This is a genomic window from Dyadobacter sp. HNCC25DJ185 (assembly GCF_056895195.1).
In genome coordinates this window covers 510,887-530,468 of record NZ_JBXHAR010000002.1, presented here as the reverse complement: position 1 = coordinate 530,468, position 19,582 = coordinate 510,887, and the positions used below count along the sequence as shown (strand labels likewise).

The window sequence follows — 19,582 nt, the reverse complement described above, 5'->3', positions numbered from 1 at the left end:
AGGTCAGCGCACAATGGTCCATTTGCCGTAAATAGCAAGATAATGTAACTACAAACCGACTTGTAGTCTGAAGTTTTAGACCGGCAGGGAGAAGTCCCGGACAGAAAGCCATTTGCAACCGCCGGGGCAGTTTTGGCTGTCGTGCTCACCGGTCATTTTTTTTACAGGGTATTTTTTTCCCTGCGACCGGTAAAATTGGCTTTCGGTCGATTTTATTTGACAATTGTGGCAATTCCCTTCATCTTGTAATTCAACCATTGTATCATGGACCCGGGACGATCAAAAAACGGCTTTACGATTTTTATACATGTGATCACCTGGTCACTTCTAGGCTTTCTCCTCTTGTTCTATCCCCCGCTCACGTGGGACATCACTGTTCCCGCGGGTTTTTGGGCAAAGCAGGTCATCAACCTTTTCCTGATGATGGGCGGGTTTTATTGTAACGTGCTGTATGGAGCACCAAGGCTGTTGTTCAGAAAAAATAAGTTCGGCTTCATCGCCTGGGCGTTCTCTCTGGTATTCCTGATCATTGTGATCGCGAGGGTCGTGGAGTTACAGCTGGATGTGCCAAGGCAGATGGCTTTAATATCAAATAAGAGCGTCAAAAGCCCTTACGCGCTGGATGTGCATTTGTTCATGATCGCACTGATGGTGGCGGCGGTCAGCACAAGCCTGGCTATGATCCGGCGCTGGCAGGAGGAGGCCCAACAGCGCGAAAAGATCGAAAAGCAGCACATGGCGTCTGAGCTAGCTCTTCTAAAGGCGCAAATCAATCCGCACTTCTTTTTCAATACGCTGAATAATATTTACTCGCTGACCTTTTCGGACATACCTGTTTCCAGGGAAGCCCTGCTGACCCTGTCCAGGATGATGCGTTACGTACTGTATGATACATTGCATGACTCCGCGCTGGTCAGCCAGGAGATCGCTTTCCTTAAAGACTACGTGGCATTAATGCGGCTGCGGCTGCACGCATATACCACGCTGCATTTTGAGGACCCGAAAACAGATGGCGAGTACCTCGTGGCGCCCATGCTATTGCTGCCTTTTATTGAAAACGCTTTTAAGCATGGCACAAGCGCCATGCAAAAGGCTCAGATTGTCATAGAGTTATACATTCGTAGGGGTATACTCGAACTTCATGTGATGAACGATATATCGCATGAAAAAGATGGTTATAATTTCGACCGGGGAGGGATTGGGCTGGTCAATACAAAAAAAAGACTGAATCTGCTTTATCCTGAAAAACATCAGCTGATCATCCATGAAGATCCGGACCAGAAAACCTACGAAGTATTGTTAACCATCAATGTCCAGAAAGGGCCGGTAGAGCCGATAAATAATGAAATTGAATTGCATAACAGTTGACGATGAGCCGCTTGCATTAAACCTGATCAGCGCTTTTGCCGAGCAGACACCTTTTCTCGACTTGAAAGGCAGGTTTGGGAACGCGGTGGAGGCACTGCAGGCATTGCATTACTGGGCCAGCCGCGGGGAACCGGTCCAGTTGGTTTTTCTGGACATTCAGATGCCCGACCTGAATGGCCTGGACCTGGCCAAGGTGATCAGCCAATCCAATGCTTCGGGACAAACCAGGATTATTTTCACAACGGCCTATAACCAGTTCGCGGTGGAAGGATACAAAGTAGATGCGCTCGATTATTTGCTAAAACCATTCGGCTACGACGAATTTCTGCGCGCTTCGTCGAAGGCCAAAAAGTATTTTGAAAATTTGAAGGAACACCATATCGTGGAAGAGGTCCAGGGCAATGACACTTACATGTTTGTAAAATCGGATTATAAACTTGTACGTGTCGATTTTGACTCCATTGCGTATATCGAATCTTTAAAAGACTATGTTAAAATCCATCTGGTAGGAGCGTCGGGGCCGGTTGTCGCACTAAGCAGCCTGAAAGCCATCGAAGATAAACTTCCGCCGAACCGCTTTCTCAGAATTCACAGGTCATTTATTGTCGCGATCAGCAAGGTCGATTTCGTTGGGAAAAACGCAGTCCAAATCGGGAATGTCGAGCTGGCGGTCGGGGATTTTTACAAAGAGCCTTTTAAAGCCCTTTTTGCCAAATGGAATTGAGTCAGTACCAAAAATGGTCGGGCCGTTCATCACAGTATAATTTTCGGGACATTGGTTTTTAACGATGCTGGCAGGACAGCGTACAACGCTATTTTAAGACCAATGAGAAAAATATCCTTTTTGCTGATCTGTATGTGCGGATGGCCCGGAAGCGTCTTATTTGCCCAAACCTGGAAGGAAGGCATCGTCCAGGATGAATTCATTTTTGAAAAGGCACCTTTTCCCGAAAGTCACGCTTCCACCATCGCCCAAACGCCCGACGGTATAGTAGCCGCCTGGTTCGGAGGCACAAAAGAACGGAATCCCGACGTAGGGATATGGGTAAGCAGGCTTGTCGACAACAAGTGGACGGCCCCGGTAGAAGTGGCGAATGGGATAGTGAACGACACTTTGCGGTATGCATGCTGGAACCCGGTATTATATCAGGTACCGCAGGGCGAATTGTTGCTTTTTTATAAGGTCGGCCCTAATGTGCCTGGCTGGAAAGGCTTCATGCTTTCCTCCAAAGACCATGGTAAGTCCTGGTCGAAGCCAAAGGCATTGCCAGAGGGTTTTCTCGGGCCTATCAAAAATAAACCCGTTCTGCTTTCAAATGGAATGCTGCTCTGCCCGTCGAGCACAGAAGGGAACGGCTGGAAAGTACATTTTGAAATGACACCGGATTTTGGGAAAACCTGGCAAAAAACGGCCCCGATCAACGACGGTGTGGCCATCAACGCAATCCAGCCTAGTGTACTTTTCCATCAGAATGGCGATTTGCAGGTGCTGTGCCGCAGCCAGAACCGCTCTGTCATGGAATCCTGGTCGCATGACCTCGGCAAAACCTGGTCGGAATTAAAACCGGCCCAAATGCCCAATAATAACTCTGGTACCGATGCGGTAACGTTGCGTGACGGCCGGCAACTGCTGGTTTACAACCATGTGAAACCGCCGGAGGGAGAGAAAAAAGGCCCGCGGACACCATTGAATGTTGCCATTTCCAATGACGGCGTCCATTGGGATGCCGCACTGGTCCTGGAAGATTCGCCCATCGGCCAATATTCTTATCCTTCGGTGATCCAGACGGCAGATGGCCTGGTACATATCGTCTATACCTGGCGGCGGGAGCGTATCAAGCACGTGGTGATCGATCCTGCCAAGCTTATGACTAAATCCATTCAAAACGAGCAATGGCCGCAATGACTGGGAGCATGAATCTGAAAGGCATGGCTGTGGCAATGCTTCTGCTTGGGCTGTTCGCTGCAAAATCTGGATTTTCTCAGGACAGGGTCGCATGCTGGGAGCGGTTTGAGCTCATACTGCCCGGCCCACAAACAGGGAATCCGTTTGCGGATGTGCAGCTGAGTGCCGAGTTTAGTAAAGGCAGGGAAAAGGTCACGGTCAAAGGCTTTTACGACGGCAGCGGAAATTACAAGATCCGTTTTATGCCTTCGGATACTGGCACCTGGCAGTTCAGGACTGCCAGCAATTTGAAATTGCTTAGCGACAAGACCGGGAAATTTGTGTGCGAAAAAGCGTCTGGTCAAAATCACGGACCGGTGAAAGTGGCGGATACCTACCATTTTAAATATGCGGACGGAACGCGTTATTACCCGTTTGGTACCACATTGTACGCCTGGACGCACCAGCCGGCCGCTTTGGAAGAAATTACTTTGCAAACACTTTCGAATGCGCCATTCAACAAAGTCCGGATGTGCGTTTTCCCCAAATACTATGCGCACGTCGAAAATGAGCCGCTGTATTATCCTTTCGTAAAAAAAGGCGAAACGGTCGGCGCAGACGGTAAAAAGAAATTCACCTGGGATCTGACGAAGTTCGACCCGGTCTTTTTCCAGCATCTCGAAAAGCGTATCGATGACCTGAAAAACCTGGGTATTGAAGCCGATATCATCCTTTTCCACCCGTACGACAAAGGCCACTGGGGTTTCGACAGCCTGGGCAGGGAAGCGGACCTTCGGTACATTGAGTACCTGACAGCGCGGTTATCTTCTTTCCGGAATGTGTGGTGGTCGATGGCCAATGAATTCGATTACATCAAGACTAAGCCAAGGGAAGTTTGGGATGTGTACAGCAAAGCGGTGGTACAGGCTGATCCGTACAAACATTTGTGTTCCATACATAACGGAAGTGCCTATTACGACAATTGGAAGCCGGAATTCACGCACGTCAGCATTCAGAATGGCTCGGCGGTTGAGGATTTCGGGCGGGCTGTTTTGCTTCGGGATGTATTTTTCCGGCCCATGATCTATGACGAGGTTTGTTATGAAGGGAATGTCCCGCAGCGCTGGGGCCGACTGAGCGGTGAGGAAATGACGCAGGCTTTCTGGCAAGGGGTAATTGCCGGCACTTATGTTACGCATGGAGAAACCTTCATGAATGTTGGCGACACCATTTTCTGGGCGAAAGGCGGCAGGCTAATTGGAACAAGTCCTGCCCGCATTGGTTTTCTCAGGAAAATACTGGAAGAAGCGCCGGGGCCGCTCGAACTGGCTGACCCCTGGAAAGATCACAAAACGGCAAGGGCCGATAGCGGCAGCTATTTCCTGATCTATTTTGGGAAGGAAATGGCGTCCGAATGGGCAATAAACCTCCCCAGAAAGGGCGGCCCGAAAGCAGGAAGCAAATTCAGCATAGAACTGATCGATACCTGGAATATGACCATTCAAAAATTACCGGAAGTATTCGAAGTGCCCGAACCGACAGACTACAGGGTTTTTGATACAAACAGAAAGACCATTCGCCTGCCCATGCGGCCTTACCTGGCCCTGAGGCTGGTCCAGTTAAAAGCCGACTGAAAGTCCAACTGAAACATGCAGGAAGGGTCCACGGAAAGGCCAGCCACGATCAAGGTGCGGTTGGTGCTTTCTTATGCCTGGGGAAACCTGAGCCATCGAGATATGCCGGTTTGGCTGAAGCTGATGCGTTAGGAGTTAATCCGTCCGCAAGCTCTTCACAGGATTCATCAAGGCTGCCCTGATACTTTGGAAACTGACTGTGAGCAGTGCAATCAGGATGGACAGCATCCCGGCTAGCGCGAACACCCACCATGCCATGCTGATTTTATAGGCAAAGCTTTGGAGCCAGGTATGCATCAGATACCAGCCGATCGGTGCGGCAATAATGATCGAGATCATCACAAGTTTCAGAAAATCAGCAGATAACAGCGTTATCACGCTCGCAACTGAGGCACCCAGCACCTTGCGGACACCTATTTCTCTGGTGCGCTGCTGTGCGGTGAAGGTAGTCAGGCCAAATAAACCGGTGCAGGCGATAAATATCGCGATGCACGAAAAAGTCATAAATAAGGTACCCCTGCGTTCGTCGGATTTGTATTGGTTAGCAAACGATTGGTCCAGGAAGTTGTATTCAAATGGCTGGCCCGGATTTATTTGGGCAAAAACGCCTTTGATATAAGCCAAAGACTTCTGCATATGCTGTTCCTGAATTCTGATGAGTAGCTGGTCGGCCCGCTGTTTTTTCAAGACCATCACAAGCGGCTCGATCTGGTTGTGCAGCGAGCGTAAATGGAAATCGCTGATGACGCCGGTAATTTCCACCTTTCGGGTATCGAGTTCGATGAGCCCGGCCGTGCGGGTTTTCCAGCCCAATCGTCTCAGCATGGCCTGGTTCACCAGTACGGCGTCCGAAGAATCATTATCCAGTACGGCTGAAAAGTTACGACCCTCTCTTACATGCATTTGCAGGACGTTCAGATAGTCTTCATCCACATTAAAATATTCAGCACTGACCGGTATCTCGGTCCCTTTTTTATAAAATGAAAAGGTGGACTGGTTGTTCAAATCACCCCCGATGGTGCCGTCCGTCAGGCTCACATGTCGGATCAGCGGATTTTGGAGTAACTTATCTTTCAATGCTTTGGCATGTTGCTGCGAAGACGGTGAACTCAGCGAAATGTTGATTACCTGCTGCTGGTTAAATCCCAGTTCTTTATTACTCATATATTGTAGTTGCTGGTACACCACAATCGTCCCGACGATCATGATCATGGAAATAGAGAATTGCAGCACTACCAATGATTTTCTCAGCAATGCTCCTTGAGCTGTGGATGCAATAGAACCTTTGAGTACGATTGCCGGATTGAATTTTGATAAAATGAATGCCGGATAAAGCCCGCTGACGAAGCCTACCGCAAGTGTTAATGCAACAAACAATCCGGCAGTTTTGAGACTGAACAGGTCCAATACCAACGTTTTATCGGCCACGGAATTAAAAAATGGCAGCAATAAATACAGGAGCAGAAGACCAGCCGACATGGCTAGAAAAGATATTAACACCGACTCGGCCAGAAATTGCGCGATGAGCTGAAAACGTTGTGATCCTGCTGCCTTCCTGACACCGATCTCGCGGGCACGTCCGGTTGCTCGGGCGGTAGCGAGGTTGATGTAATTCACAATGGCGATCAGGAGAATAAAAAAGCCGATGATCGAAATAGTATATATGTAGCGCATCGTACTTCCATTTTCCTCGCCAAGCAGATGCGAAGAGTGGAGGTGAATCTCGCTGAGCGGCTGGAAAAAGACTTTGAATGTTACTTTTTGATCACCTTCGTCACCAACTGTTTTCGCAATGTATTTCTTATAGAAAGCTGGCATCTTGCTTTCCAGTTTTCGGGCTGTGGAAGCGTCATTGAGCATGAGATAAGTCAATGTATTGAAGTTCTCCCAGTTGTCAGGCCTTACCATATTTATCTTGTAGTTAAAATAGGGCAGGACCGCGTCAAATTTGAGATGGTGGTTGCCGGGGAGATCTTTGATGACGGCAGCGACTGTAAACGGGACACTATCTTTCACAAGAACTGTTTTGCCAAGGAGGCCTGAACTTTTACCAAATAATACATTGGCGAGCTTTTGGGTCAGCACTACGTTATTGGTGCCGGTTAAAGCATTTGCTGCATTGCCTTCGATGAAATCGTAGTCAAAAAAACCAAACAAGGATGAGTCGGCATAAATCATTTCCTTCACATTGACCGCATTTTCGCCACTTCTGAAAATCTGCCCGCCGGTTTTCACCCTTAACGTTTTCTGGATTTCGGGGTATTCCTGCTGCAAAGCAGGGGCGAACGGCGTTGCGGCGGTAGCCATATTGTATTCATTGCCGGCCCATTTGATGTCTAGATTTAACCTGTAAATACGGTCCGCATTTCGATGGTACTTGTCAAAGCTCAATTCATCATTCACATAAAGGCCCAGTACAATCGCACAGGTTATACCGCAGGATAAGCCCGCTAAGATCAGGATACTGTATGTCTTGCTCCTCAGCAGGTTGCGCCAGGCGATCTTGAAGTAGTTTTGCAGCATGAGAATTGGTTGATTTGCTTCGCTGCAAAATAACCAAATTATCATGCCTGTCTAATTTTTGATTCTAACGAATTGATATTAAAAGACTTACGTATTTAATTCGTCCGATTTTGAACAAATCTGTCCGCTAGTTTTTCCTGATCCTTTCATTTTCATCCTTCGAGGTACCTCGTGAGGCCTGGCCTTTTACCTTGTTATTTCCGAAAGAACGTGAATAAGTCAGTTTTACGATCCTGGTGCGGGCAGACTCGGCTTTGTAGGTAAAATTTGCGGTCAGGTCAAAAGCTTCGCGGGTAAGTCCGCCGAAATTGCCGTGGACCCGCATGGATTTGAAAACATCCGTAACCGCCAGCTGGAAGCTTCCGCCATTGTTTTTCAGCTCCTTTTTCAAACCCGCATTCAGCATGCCCAACTGTTTGATTTTCTTGGAACCTTCGTAAGTAAAGGAATTGTACCAGCCCGAGATCTCGAAAGTGAAGTTGCGTGGCAGGGAAAAGGTTTGGTTACCGTTAAAATTGTAGGCTGTATATGTTTTTTCGAGCTTCTCGCGGGTATGTTCCAGCTTGAACCGGCGGATGCTCGCAATGCCTGTCAGGGAGACATTCCACCAGCTGGTAATGGAAAAAGGAAGGTTGGCCTGCAATGAAAGGTTGTTTTGATAAGCCATATTTTGCGGTGCCTGGTACATAAGGTCCTGTGCGGCGGTCTCGGCCTGCTGGTACAGCACAATGGGGTTTTTGTCCCGCGAGGCCGTGACCGAAAACGAGTAACCCAGGTAGTGATAGCCGAACTTCAAATTATTGGTAATCGTCGGACGGAGAGATGGATTGCCTGTGGAAACCGACATCGGGTCGTTATAAAGCAGGTAGGACGAAAGGTCATTGAACGAAGGCCGTGTAATCCTTTTGGTATAGGAAAGCTGGATTTCGGACCGTTCGTTGAATTTCCTGGACAGGAAAACACTCGGGAATAGCTTACCCAGCCGCCGGTCGATCTTGTTTTCCTCTTTGTCGGCATCCGCATGCGTGTATGCATATTCGTACCGCAGTCCTGCGACGAGATTCAGCTTAGGATTGAATGCGACATTTACAGAAGTGTAGCCCGCCCCGATGTTTTCCTGCATTTTGGTATCATTGGTGTACCTCGAACTGCCCACCCATTCGCCATGAACCTGGTTCAATATCCGCGATAGGGCCGAACTGGTGGTATGTGTGCCTTTTACGCCGGCTTCGAGCCGGGCTTTCATTCCCAACTGCCGCGAATAATCCATCTTGAAAACGCCTACCTGGATGGGCGAGCGGGCGATACCACTCTGGCGGTTGGAAAATATGCTGCCGTTGGGGATAGCTTCATTCCCGGCACCGTCGTAAAAAGTGGTGTAGCCTTCGGTCGGGCTGCGGCTGTTGTAGGCCAGGTAGTCGAGGTCTATGTTGAGTTTTTCTCCATCATTCATCCGTTTTTCGAAGAATAAGTTGGTGATCGTATTGTTCCACCTGCCTGTGCCCAACACCTCGGCCCGCATCACAAGCAGCGAATCGGTGTCTGCGATCGCATAGGAACCGTGGTTATAAAGGTGGCGGTTCGTGCGGTTGCTGTTGAAAGTAACATTCGCACCCAGCGTCGTTTTGCCCAGGTCTAGAGACAAGCCCGCAGTTGCATGGTGGTTGTCCGATTTTGCTATTTGTGTACTTCCTGCTTCCACGTAAAGATTTCCCCCAAACGAAGGCATATTTTGGGTACCTTTTGCTTCCCAGCCGTCTTTAAAGTGATCATGCAAAAATGAGTAGGAGCCATACACGCTCAGTTTGCCGGTATTGCGTGAAATACTGGCATTGGCAGCACCTTTTTCGGCCCAGCCGTAGCCAGCGGTAACTGACGCGGAGCCGGTTGTGCCCAAGTCTTCCCGTTTTTTGAGTACGATATTGATCATCCCCGCCGATCCTTCGGCATCATATTTCGACGGCGGCGTTGTGATCAGTTCTATTTTCTCAATGTCGTTGGCACTCATGCTGTTCAGCATAGCTACGAGTTGCGACATGGGCAGGCGCATCAGCTTGCCGTTGAGCATCACGAGCACGCTGCTTTTCCCGTTCAGCGCAATGCTGCTGTTGCGCATATCCACAAATACGCCCGGTGAGCGTTCGAGGACTTGCAATGCTGAGCTTCCTTTTGACATGATGCTGCTCTCTACGTTCACGACGGTGCGGTCGATTTCCTGCTGGTATAAAGGCTTCTGCCCTTTTACGACCACTTCGCCCATGGTCTGGATGTCCTCCTCCAGAATGCTTTCACCCAGATTTTTGCCGCTTTCATTGGGCGCGATTGCAAAAGAGGGGGAGTCAAAGGTTTTGTAACCGACGGCGGTAGCTCTCAGAAAATAGGTGCCCGGATTGGTCTTTTCAATCGTATAGGCTCCGGTTTCATCAGATACAGCGCCCTTCACCAGTGAACTGTCGGCAGGATTCATCAGGAGCACATTGGCGAAGAGGACAGGCTGGCCATCTTTTGTCTGAAGTTTGCCGGTGATTTGGCCAAATGCGTAATTGGTTATTAGCCCCATTATCAGGCTGATGCGAAGAAGTCTCATGGCGAAATGGTTCTTTTGATTGATATTGATGATTCAAAAGAACACGGGGTAGGCGATTAGAAGAAATGGAAGGGATGACTGGTACAGGAATTTTGACCAAATGCTTTTTTTTTGGATATTTATAGTTCGCATCAAGATTGTATGCGACCCGAATAGATAGGAGATTGCCATTCATACACTTAATATATCAAACATCATGAAGTACACCGGGAATACAATTTCCAAACCTGTAGTTGGAAAGGAAGCCAAAATCCTATCCAAAGCGATGAGAACAGGAGGTTACGTTGCAAATGAAAAGGCGATTGCAACCGCCAAAAGAATTGCCCAACAGATACTACAAGAAGAGGGTAGGTAATGTCGCAACCACGATTTGAAGGCCTGAACTTCTCCAAACACGAAGTGACCGAGCTAAACCCTGACCTGGAGAACCTGGGCCAGGGTTTTAAGTGTTTAAGAAATGATTTTGCTACCTATTTGAAAGGGAACAAAATCAAAACTGAATGTAAGGCATTAACAAGTAAATGCTGGATTGTTGCACACGACGAGAAGATCGCCGGTTACATCACTTTGATGGCAGACAAGCTTACGATGGAAACACCTGTTTTGAAGAATGAGGGAGTTGGCTATACCACCTTTCCTGCGATAAAAATAGGATGGCTGGCAGCCGACAAGAGAGCAAAGGGTGCCGGGAAAAGACTGCTGGACTGGGCCATAAAGTACATTACCCAAGATTTGGTAAACAGGGTTGGGATTAGGTTTGTCACAGTCGATGCCTTGTATGATGTAGATTCTGATTATGACGTGTCCGGATATTATGCTCAATTTGGATTCCGGTATACGCAACCGGCAGAGCAGTTGCCACCGGCAGGAAATTACAGGACTATGTATTTTGATATCAAGGCTGTTCTTGAAGAAATCAGGATTGCAAAAGAGATGCCTGAAAACACAAGTGCTAAATAGGAATTTACGGTCATGAAACACAAAGTATTCTCAGCAACTTGCCTGACTGTCCTGGCAATCTTCACAACGTCCTGCACCCTGTTCGCCCAGCAGAAACAAAGCGAGCCCATCGTAAAGCCCTCCATTGTTCATCTGCAATGGCTGCTCGGCACCTGGGAAACCACCACAAAGAGAGGCCTCGTTTTTGAAACCTGGAAGAAAGTGGGCGACGCCGAATTTGCCGGTAAAAGTTATTCGGTTAAGGGCGGCGATACCTTGGTTTTTGAGCGTGTTCAATTGATACAAAAGAATGAGAGTCTTTTTTATATCCCTACGGTGGCTGACCAGAACAACGGGAAGCCGGTCAGCTTCAGATCAAAGTCGGTGTCGCCGGTTGAAATGGTATTTGAAAATCCGGAACATGATTTTCCCCAACAGATCAGTTATACCCGGATTGGCGGGGATTCGCTGTATGCGGTGACCTCCGGAATCGTGAACGGACAACTTAAGTCCCAGAAGTTCAAAATGCGAAAATTGCAGTAACGGTTGCGCAATCGGACGAGCTTCTTCAAAAAACTCCTATCTTATCAAAAAAAGGCTTTTTTGACGTCAAACAAGTTGTTTTACAATTGAAATTGTAAACCGGCATTGATATATTTGTTCAGGCTGTGTGCCAAACCCTGAACCTTAACAGACCAGAATGGATGCATTGAATTATTTGCGTAAAGAGATCAGATCGTATTTTCCGGAATCTTCGGAGCTGATGCTTTCAAGCGCTTTTGCTACTCACCCACGGTTTAATTTTTATTTTGAAATCAAACCCCGAGAACGCTTCCTGTTGTACCTGAACTGGGACGGAGACGATCTCAGGTATACACTCAAATGCCTGGAATTCAGGGACTGGGAAGTGCTGAAGCGATTGGTTGATGCGTACCCTACTGTTGGGTCCAAAGCTTTCAATATCGGTCAGCCACGGGCACTGATCTCTTTTTTATACCGCGCCGACGACCGGCTGGCTGCCTTGCAATTCAAAGGAAGTATCAATGGACATATTGATTCTCACGAAATTACCGGAGCCCAGCTCTTGCAGGGGTTAAATCCTTTTCAGTGAAATTGACCGGCCTCAAAATTTAAACAGCAGATCCTATGAAAATTCAGGCAGGTTTGGTTTTCATTTGGATGGCCGTTGTATTAATTATTCCAGAGAATAAACCAACGCATTCTTTTCACCCGGTTCAGGGATTTGTAATTGACACCCTGGCGAGTAACCTGGTCGTGCCCTGGCAGATCGTTTTCCTGCCCGACGGTACCATGCTTTTCACGGAAAGGGAAGGGCGTTTGCGGATTTACCGCGACGGGAAATTACTGGAAAAGCCGGTTGCCGTTTTTCCAAACTTACCTCTGAACAATAAATCGGGTTTGCTGGGCATGTGCATACACCCCGATTTTGGTAAGAACAGATACATTTATCTCGCCCATAATTATACGCAGAACAATGCGATGAAACTGCGTGTGGTACGTTACCACTTTGATCATGACTCGCTTACAGTACCGAAGATCATTTTTGAAAACATACCGGCCAATCGCAACCACACGGGCTGCCGTCTGGTATTCGGGCCGGACAAGAAGCTGTATGTATCAACCGGTGACGCCGACCAGCCTGCCTTGTCGCAGGATCTGAAAGCATATAACGGTAAGATACTGAGGGTAAATGACGATGGCTCCATTCCTGCGGACAATCCTTTTGTAAAAGTAGATTCGGCAAAAAAAGAAATATGGTCGTACGGCCATCGCAATCCGCAGGGGCTGGCATTTCAGCCCGGTACCCATCAACTGTACAGTTCGGAGCACGGGCCGACCGGAGGGGACGAGGTCAACCGGATCCAAAAGGGCCAGAATTATGGGTGGCCGGGGGTGCATCACCAGGATAAAAAAGAGGGCATGGTTTCGCCACTTGTGCAATACACACCGTCTATCGGGCCGTCGGAGGCGATGTTTTATACGGGAAAGCAGTTCCCGGAATTGCAGGGGAAGCTGCTGGTGGCTTGCCTCAGGGGCGAATCGATTTTGGTTTTGCAACCAGTGAAGGATAGCATCCTCAGTCAGCAGGTCTTTTTGAAAAAACAGTATGGCCGGATCAGGTCGCTCGTTACGGGGCCGGATGGGAATATCTATTTTTCAACATCACAGGTTGATCCCGCGGAAGGGCAGGGCGGCCCCCCGTTTGATATGGTGCTGCGCATGCGGCCTTCGGGTAAAAATGTAAAACTGCCGCTTATGGCAATGAGTGCGGCAGCCGGTAGCCTGGTTGTCTCGGGCAATACCGGTCCCGAAATGCTCGTGAAGCAATTATGCGGCAGCTGCCATGGGAACAATCTGGAAGGTACGCAGCGGGCCAAGGGGTTGATAGGGACGGAACTTTTCTATGGTTCCGACCGTGCCGCAATTTTGAATAACATCACCAATGGGATCACTGACAAAGGGATGCCCGCCTGGAAAGGCGCTATTGTAAAAGAGGATATTGAAAAGCTGACAGACTTTATTTTGAACAAAAGAAAGTCTGTCAGCCAGCATTAATGCAGTTTTTAGTTTTTTGAGAATTGCAATAGCTCGTTGCTCGCTGCATTGTCATCTTTCAGAGAAATGAGCTTGTCCGTTTTTGTCACGATAACCCAGTCGTGGTTTAATTTCGAAATTTTACTATCCGTCGTATTGAGGTTGATCTGGAATTTGGTTAGACCGTCATTTTGAAATTGTTTCCAGGTCCCTGAAATGGTTTGTCCATTTCCAGAAAGATGAAGGACACCATTTTCTGCAAATTCCAACAGGTATCCGTTGAAGTCATTGGTTTTATCTTCTTGAGGCTCTGTGAACGAAGAAACTTTCCAGCCCGTACCCGGCGTGCCATTTGTGACATCGGGACTGACATTGTCGTCGCTCGAACAGGAGCTGAGCAGGCTCAGGGTTGAAAAAAAGAAAACGAACAGCAAAAAGGATCTTGTTTTCATAGATTTGTCGGGGAATAAAAGTGGTATGATGATGTCGGAACCCAAATGGGCTTCCATCTCCTAATACGGACAAGAAGCCTGCCGGGTTGCTAGCAAAGTTTGAAAACGTTCCGGTGCCCGGCCCTCAGCTTTCATCATCGGTATTCATGATTTTCATCAACACCGCGTAGGCATTTTTAACCACCAGCCTGGTATCCGAGCGAATATCCTTTCCTTCAATCTGCTGCCTGCCATTGCTGATTGCGCCGGGCGTCACTTCCTCCATTTCAAAATGGCCGTTACCGCTGTCGGTGAACACAAAAAACTTATTTTCCCATCTCACTACGGCTTCTTCCGGCACTGTAAGCGCTTTTTTGTTACGGACGGAAACTTCTCCATTGATAAACATGCCGGGAACCAGAGCAGGATCGTATTTTTCAAAATGACAATGCACCTCGGCCATCCGGTCCTGGTCCAGGTTTTTACTGATCAAAATAATTTCGGCCTCGAATTTCTTTCCTGGGTCGCTATTGGTGTAGGCCACCACGTGCTGCCCGACCGACAATGCCGCCAGGTCTTTTTCAAAGACATTCAGCGCCAAGTGGATATCGCCCGGGTCCACGAGCTCGAACAACATATCGGTTGGCGACGTGTACTTGCCCACGTTCACATTCACTTTCGACACAAAACCATTGATCGGAGAAACAATGGAAACACTTTTGGAAATGTTATCGGCTTTCAATTTTACGGGCGCGATACCGATCACTTCCAATTTTTGTCCCAGAGCACTCATCAGGATCCGCTGCGTTTCCATTTCTGACCTGGCCTGTTGCAACACTTTATCACTGCTGGCTTTGCTGGCGTTCAGGTCACGCTGCCGGGTGTATTCGGTTTCGGCCAGAGCGAATTTTTCTTTGGCTGTGAGGTAATCCTGCTGCAACTGGATAAACTGCATGTCCTCCAATTCGGCCAGCACCTGACCTTTTCTGACGTGCATCCCCGGCAGCATTTTCGTCGATTTCAGGTAGCCGCCGAGAGGGAAGCTCAGGCTTACAGTGCTCTGTGGAGGTACGTCAATCTTTCCGGTCAGTGTGAGTACGCCGCTGATATTTTCCAAAGTGGGGGTGCCCACTTCGATACCGACGCTTTTGAGCTGTCCGGAATTGAAGGAAACCGTTTGCGCGATTTGCGTCGAATCGGCTTTTTTTGCCGTTTCGGACGATTCTTCTTTTTGCTCTTTTCCGCATGCTGTCAGCAACAACAGGCTCAGCAATAATAGGTTATACGCTCTCATTTTTGATGTCTTTATAGATTTTTCAACTTTAATAATTGGATCACTGCCTCGTTATAGCTGCCAAGCATCCCGATGTACCCGCTTTTGATCGTAATCGCCTGGTTCACCAGGATCACCCATTGCAAATAGTCGATTTCGCCTTCCTGAAATTGGTGATCGGCCGTAGTTATAATCAGATCCGCGTTTTTGAGCGCCTCTTTTTCGTAGTATTCCAGACTTTCGAGGTATTTCCGGACCTGACTGAACGCATTGGCCGATTCGGTTTTGAGCTGCAAGGCGATCTGATCGGTTTGTTTGCGGCTCTTTTCCCATTCCAGTTTGGCCGCATTGGCCCGGGCAGACTGTGCTTTGAAGAACAGCGGGATCGCGACCCCGGCATTGAGGTAGCTGAACCGGTCGCCGCTTTTGTAAAATAATTCCTGGCCGCCGACAGTCTGCGGGCCAATCAGGCTTTGATTGTTATAGCCGAGGGTCAGATCCGGCAGAAGCTTTGATTTCTCCGCTTTCCAGCGGAACTGCGCCGCATTTTGCTCGTGGAAGGCTAGTTCCGCCAGAGGCAGATGCGCCACGGCGGTATCGGCGAACGTAAGTGTATTGGAAATTTTGGGATCATCAATCAACGGATAATAAAGCTGGCCGTCCTGAATCAGAAAATTGAATTGGCTGATCACGATTTCAAGGTCCCTGCTGAGCAGACTGAGCTGATTGTTGATCTGTTGCCGATGGGACTGGGCGGCCGTTTTTTCCAGCACATTTGCAGCCCCTTTTTCGAAACGCAGGTTTGACTTTTCCTCAAAGAACCGGTAAATGCTGTCGGCATAGGTCAGCAGCTTTTTCTGTTCAGACAGGACTGCATATTGGTAAAAAAGTTGCCTGACACCAGCCCGTATATCCTGTTCGGTCACCTTGGTTTGTGCCCGTGCGGCCAGGAGATTGGCATGCAGCACATTTTTTTGATTGGAGTAAACCGACGGGAAACTGAACGTCTGGCTGATCGCGAAACGTGTATCGTGGTTGATGCTGTTGAATCGCCCGTAATCCGCTGTGACATTGGTCTTTGAAAGATCGTAGGCAGTGGATTTCAATCGTTCTTTCGCCATTTCATTCAGCCTTGAACTTTGGGTCTGAAGGTTCTTTTCCAACGCAATTTTAATCGCGTTTTCCAACGTAATGGCATTCTGAGATTGCGCATTGCTTTGATTCACGGCGATAATGATCAGAAAAAGTGCGGCGACCGCCTTGTTCACTTTTACCTTCCTTTCAACCAAAAGATAAAGAGCCGGAAGTACAAACAGGGTAAGCAGGGTCGCGGTAATGAGTCCGCCAATCACTACGGTGGCGAGTGGTCGCTGTACTTCCGCACCGGCCCCGTTACTCAAGGCCATCGGTAAAAACCCAAGCGAGGCAACAGCGGCAGTCATCAATACCGGACGAAGCCGGTTACGTGTGCCGGTCATGACGAGCTGCCAGGCGTCGGTGATCACGCCTTCTTTCCTGATCCGGTTAAATTCAGACAGCAAAACAATCCCATTCAAAACTGCCACCCCGAAGAGCGCAATGAAACCCACTCCGGCCGAGATACTGAATGGCATCCCGCGCAATGCCAATGCAAACACGCCTCCAATGGCGGATAAGGGGATCGCCGTGTAAATCAGTGCACCGTCTTTAACCGATGAAAAAGCAAAATAAAGCATGATAAAGATCAGCAGCAACGCTACCGGCACTGCGACGCCCAGCCTGGCTTTGGCCTGTTGCAGATTTTCAAAAGCGCCCCCATAAGTAACGCTATACCCGGCATCGAACTTCATTTTGGCATCCACTTTCCCCTGCAATTCTTCCACGATCGACTGAACATCCCGGCCTCTTACATTGAACCCGACAATGATCCTGCGGCGGGTGTTTTCGCGCTGGATCTGGTTCGGCCCCTCGATCTCCCGGATGCTGGCTACCTGATAAAGTGGGATCTGGATGCCGGAGGGAGTTGATATCAGCAGGTTCTGCACGTCATTGATATTCTTCCGGCCCTCACTGCCGACCCTGACGACAAGGTCGAATTTTTTCTCGCCTTCGTAGATCTGCCCGGCGGCGGCCCCCGCAAATGCCGCATTGATGGTGCGGTTTACTTCGTCAATATTGAGACCATATTTGGCAATTTCGCCCCGGTTGAACTCGATCACGATCTGCGGCATCCCGGTAACCTTTTCGATATACCAATCTGCCGTGCCTTTTACCGTTTTGGAGATATTTCCCAATTGTTCTGCATAGGCAGCCAGCTTGCCAAGGTCTTCCCCGAAAATCTTGCAAACCACATCCTGTTTGGCGCCGGTCATGAGTTCGTTGAAACGCATCTGTACCGGATACTGAAATCCTGTGGTGACCCCGGGGACTACCTCCTGGGCCGTAGCGGCCATTTTGCCGGCCATTTCCGGAAAAGTTTTGGCACTCGTCCATTCCGATTTGTCTTTTAAAACAATGATCATATCCCCACCTTCGATCGGCATGGGGTCCGTCGGTATTTCGGCGCTGCCAATCCGGGACACTACCTTTTCTACTTCCGGATAATCCTGCTTCAATTTTTCCGAAATGCGGTTGATGGCATCGATGGTGGTGGTGAGATTGGTACCCACCAGTAGTCGCGTTTCGGTCGCGAAATCACCTTCTTCCAGTTGCGGGATAAACTCGCCGCCCATTTGGGTGAAAAGGAAAACAGCCACCCCAAACAAGGCAAATGCCGAAAGCACCATCATTTTGCGGAATTTTAAAGCACGGGAAAGCAAGTTTTGATAACCATTTTCCAGCCTTAGCATGACACGATCGGAGAAATTGGGGGTGTGCGAAATCTTTTTGCTGAGCAACATCGAGCTGATCATCGGCACGTAAGTCAGGGATAAAATGAATGCGCCCAGGATCGCGAACGCAACCGTTTGTGCCATGGGCTTGAACATTTTTCCCTCAATGCCTGACAGCGAAAGGATCGGCAGGTACACAATGAGAATGATGATCTGACCAAAAACAGCCGCGTTCATCATCCGGGAGGCCGAGCCGGACACTTCGCTGTCCATTTCATCCTGTGAGATCTGGTTGACAGCCGCATACCTTTTGGAGAAATGCAAATGGTGAAGGATCGCCTCTACGATGATCACCGCGCCATCCACGATCAGCCCGAAGTCCAGCGCGCCCAGGCTCATCAGATTACCGCTCACGCCAAAGATGTTCATCATCGCAATCGCAAAAAGCATGGACAGCGGGATCACCGAAGCCACAATCAGCCCTGCCCGCAGGTTACCCAGGAACAAAACGAGGACAATAACCACAATGAGCGCGCCCTCGAGGAGGTTATGCTCCACCGTTCCGATGGCATTATTTACCATTTTGGTCCGGTCGAGAAATGGCTCGATGGTTAGGCCTTCTGGCAGCGTTTTCTCGATCTCTGCAATGCGGTTCTTCACATTTTTGATCACTTCTGAAGAATTCCCGCCTTTCAGCATCATCACAATTCCACCCGAAAGTTCGCCCTTCCCCGCCATGGCCAGCGCCCCGTAGCGGATGGCTGAACCTATGCGGACTTCGGCTACGTGGCTGATCAGCACCGGCGTCCCGTTCGTGCTGGTTTTGACAACAATGTGATTGATATCGTCCATCGAGCCGGCCAGGCCGACACTGCGTATATAGAGCACCGAAGGCCCCTTTTCAATGTATGCGCCGCCGGTATTCTGGTTGTTGCGGCTCAATGCGGTAAACACATCGCTGATCGAAAGGTTAAGCGATTTCAGGCTGGCGGGGTTAACAGCCACTTCATATTGTTTCAGGTCGCCCCCGAAAGTGGAGACATCGGCTACGCCCGCGGTGCCCAGTAATTGTCTGCGTACGATCCAATCCTGCGTCGTGCGGAGATCGGCCAGCGAATATTTTTTTTCATAACCGTCTTTCGGCTTGATCACATACTGGTAAATTTCACCCAATCCAGTCGTAACCGGCGCGAGTTCAGGCGTATCGGCGTTTTCGTTCATCTCCACCTGGGCCAGCCGCTCGGTTACCTGCTGCCTGGCCCAGTACACATCGGAGCCATCTTCGAAAACAATGCTGATCAGCGAAAGCCCGAACCGCGACATGCTGCGGCTTTCTTTCAGGCCCGGAATGTTGCTGATCGCCTGTTCGATCGGAAAAGTAATGAGACGCTCCACATCTTCGGCTCCCAGTGCGGGGGCAGTGGTGATCACCTGGACCTGGTTATTGGTAATATCGGGGACGGCATCTATCGGGAGCTGGGTCACTTCATAGATACCGTAGATCACCCACAGCATCATGAATATGCCAACAATCAGTTTGTTCCTGACTGAAAACAGGATGATTTTATTGAGCATA

At 49.0% G+C, this 19,582-nt stretch carries 14 protein-coding genes; 9 read left to right on the top strand and 5 right to left on the bottom strand.

Annotated features, from left to right (window positions below; genetic code table 11):
- The first annotated feature begins 264 nt into the window (after window positions 1–264).
- The 4 genes from AC1XUF_RS07500 (at window position 265) to AC1XUF_RS07485 (ending at window position 4,887) form a co-directional block, all read left to right on the top strand.
- Window positions 265–1,368 (top strand): sensor histidine kinase, encoded by a 1,104-nt coding sequence (locus AC1XUF_RS07500; protein WP_483341062.1) that lies wholly within the window; start codon window positions 265–267, stop codon window positions 1,366–1,368.
- Window positions 1,343–2,092: a LytR/AlgR family response regulator transcription factor gene (locus AC1XUF_RS07495; RefSeq protein ID WP_483341061.1), complete on the top strand. Its 750-nt coding sequence runs from the start codon at window positions 1,343–1,345 to the stop codon at window positions 2,090–2,092. Before AC1XUF_RS07500 ends, AC1XUF_RS07495 begins: the two co-directional genes overlap by 26 nt.
- Before the next feature lie 102 nt (window positions 2,093–2,194).
- A complete protein-coding gene (locus AC1XUF_RS07490) occupies window positions 2,195–3,274 on the top strand; it encodes a sialidase family protein (protein WP_483341060.1) in 1,080 nt (359 codons plus the stop codon).
- Window positions 3,262–4,887, top strand: a complete 1,626-nt coding sequence (locus AC1XUF_RS07485) for a DUF5060 domain-containing protein (protein ID WP_483341059.1) — start codon at window positions 3,262–3,264, stop codon at window positions 4,885–4,887. The genes AC1XUF_RS07490 and AC1XUF_RS07485 overlap by 13 nt, the downstream gene beginning before the upstream one ends.
- A gap of 135 nt (window positions 4,888–5,022) precedes the next feature.
- Here the strand turns inward: AC1XUF_RS07485 and AC1XUF_RS07480 are convergent, their stop codons facing one another.
- Window positions 5,023–7,410, bottom strand: coding sequence for an ABC transporter permease (locus AC1XUF_RS07480; protein ID WP_483341058.1), 2,388 nt, complete (start codon window positions 7,408–7,410; stop codon window positions 5,023–5,025).
- 127 nt (window positions 7,411–7,537) lie between these two features.
- Window positions 7,538–9,997 (bottom strand): outer membrane beta-barrel protein, encoded by a 2,460-nt coding sequence (locus tag AC1XUF_RS07475; RefSeq protein WP_483341057.1) that lies wholly within the window; start codon window positions 9,995–9,997, stop codon window positions 7,538–7,540.
- A 196-nt stretch (window positions 9,998–10,193) separates the two neighbouring features.
- Here AC1XUF_RS07475 and AC1XUF_RS07470 point away from each other — a divergent pair, with 196 nt between their 5' ends.
- From AC1XUF_RS07470 to AC1XUF_RS07450, 5 genes are all read left to right on the top strand, one after another.
- Window positions 10,194–10,352, top strand: a complete 159-nt coding sequence (locus AC1XUF_RS07470; RefSeq protein WP_483341056.1) for a hypothetical protein — start codon at window positions 10,194–10,196, stop codon at window positions 10,350–10,352.
- Window positions 10,352–10,957, top strand: a complete 606-nt coding sequence (locus AC1XUF_RS07465; protein ID WP_483341055.1) for a GNAT family N-acetyltransferase — start codon at window positions 10,352–10,354, stop codon at window positions 10,955–10,957. Before AC1XUF_RS07470 ends, AC1XUF_RS07465 begins: the two co-directional genes overlap by 1 nt.
- Before the next feature lie 12 nt (window positions 10,958–10,969).
- Window positions 10,970–11,479 (top strand): DUF6265 family protein, encoded by a 510-nt coding sequence (locus tag AC1XUF_RS07460; RefSeq protein ID WP_483341054.1) that lies wholly within the window; start codon window positions 10,970–10,972, stop codon window positions 11,477–11,479.
- Between the two features lie 157 nt (window positions 11,480–11,636).
- Window positions 11,637–12,047 (top strand): hypothetical protein, encoded by a 411-nt coding sequence (locus AC1XUF_RS07455; protein ID WP_483341053.1) that lies wholly within the window; start codon window positions 11,637–11,639, stop codon window positions 12,045–12,047.
- A 35-nt stretch (window positions 12,048–12,082) separates the two neighbouring features.
- Complete coding sequence (locus tag AC1XUF_RS07450) at window positions 12,083–13,513, top strand: PQQ-dependent sugar dehydrogenase (protein ID WP_483341052.1); 1,431 nt, start codon at window positions 12,083–12,085, stop codon at window positions 13,511–13,513.
- An 8-nt stretch (window positions 13,514–13,521) separates the two neighbouring features.
- On the opposite strand, the gene AC1XUF_RS07445 is transcribed toward AC1XUF_RS07450, so the two are convergent.
- From AC1XUF_RS07445 to AC1XUF_RS07435, 3 genes are all read right to left on the bottom strand, one after another.
- Complete coding sequence (locus AC1XUF_RS07445) at window positions 13,522–13,944, bottom strand: hypothetical protein (protein ID WP_483341051.1); 423 nt, start codon at window positions 13,942–13,944, stop codon at window positions 13,522–13,524.
- A 124-nt stretch (window positions 13,945–14,068) separates the two neighbouring features.
- Window positions 14,069–15,217, bottom strand: coding sequence for an efflux RND transporter periplasmic adaptor subunit (locus tag AC1XUF_RS07440; protein WP_483341050.1), 1,149 nt, complete (start codon window positions 15,215–15,217; stop codon window positions 14,069–14,071).
- Window positions 15,218–15,228: 11 nt separating this feature from the next.
- Window positions 15,229–19,581: a CusA/CzcA family heavy metal efflux RND transporter gene (locus AC1XUF_RS07435; protein ID WP_483341049.1), complete on the bottom strand. Its 4,353-nt coding sequence runs from the start codon at window positions 19,579–19,581 to the stop codon at window positions 15,229–15,231.
- Window position 19,582: the final 1 nt, after the last annotated feature.